We start from the raw sequence: 1,161 nt of genomic DNA, 5'->3' as shown, positions 1-1,161 counted from the left end.
ATCGAACTTAACAGTGTGCGAGCGCTTGTGTAACAAGCACCAGTTTCATAAATAAGCTTACAAACATAGAAGGGGAAAATGCATTAACTTGGTAGCAGAATTTCACCATTCAAGTCATTCTGAACTGATTAGTTTTGTCGGACAGAAGCCGGCTCTTGCGTTACGTACTTTTGAATAGCCCGAACTCTATTTTTACCTTCTTGCTTCGCTAAATAAACGGATTCATCGGCTGCGCGAATCAAATCGGTGTACGTACTCATGTTTTCTGTTCGTTCTGCAACACCAACACTGATGCTCCCTCTCCACGGTTCATAACACGTTGGAACGAGCATTTGAGACACCTGTTTTCTTACCATTTCCGCAACATGTAACCCGCCGTCCAGTCCTGTGTCTGGACAAATAACAAAGAACTCATCACCTCCCAATCTGCACACAATATCATCGCTACGAAAATGATATTTAAGTGCCTGTGCAAGCTCGATTAACACCAAGTCTCCGGCCTCATGCCCACACGTATCATTGACTTGTTTAAAATAATCCGCATCAATCATGATACAAACCAAAGGCAGTGTTTTGTGCTCCGTGTCATCCCAAAGCTTTTTCAACGTTTTGATTGCACTGCGTCGATTAGGAAGTTGAGTTAATGAGTCCGTTAATGACAGCGCTTCCAGCTGCTTATTTGCCGTTAACAACTGGTTCGTTCTTGCTTCTACTTTTTCTTCTAATTCCAAATTGAGTTTTAAGAGATCACGATTACGTTCGGACACTTGAGAAAACAGCGCATTGAGTGCTTCTAGTAATGGCTCGGTAGACGCGTTAGCTTGTTGCTCTTGTTCGCGATAAGCTTCTAAAGGAGAAACGCCTCGTTCGATGGCTTTGATCTGTTTCGCCATATTTTGATCGATGCCAAGAATGTGGTACGCCAACCAATGAATGAGAAAATCCAACAACTGCTCCGCTGATTGCCGATTATCTTCGTTAATAAAACTTTGCATGCTGACAATATCGCCCATAAAAGTGCGATGTACTTGAATATGCTTTTGGAGATGCTCGTGATGAATCCCCACTTCTCTCATTAAATTTTCCTCTTCTTTGAAGTGAAATTCGGCATAACGAGAGAGTTCAAATAACGCGCTCTGAATATCCGCTATAGAAATCGTG

The 1,161-nt window shown here is 42.4% G+C and carries 1 protein-coding gene; it reads right to left on the bottom strand.

What is annotated here, in order from left to right; translation table 11 throughout:
* Nucleotides 1–128: 128 nt before the first annotated feature.
* Nucleotides 129–1,161 (bottom strand): GGDEF domain-containing protein (locus R8N28_RS26010; protein ID WP_318183758.1); only part of this gene is annotated, 1,033 nt, incomplete at its 5' end.

The organism is Vibrio sp. Vb1554 (assembly GCF_033344235.1).
This window is presented reverse-complemented; position numbering and strand designations above follow the sequence as displayed.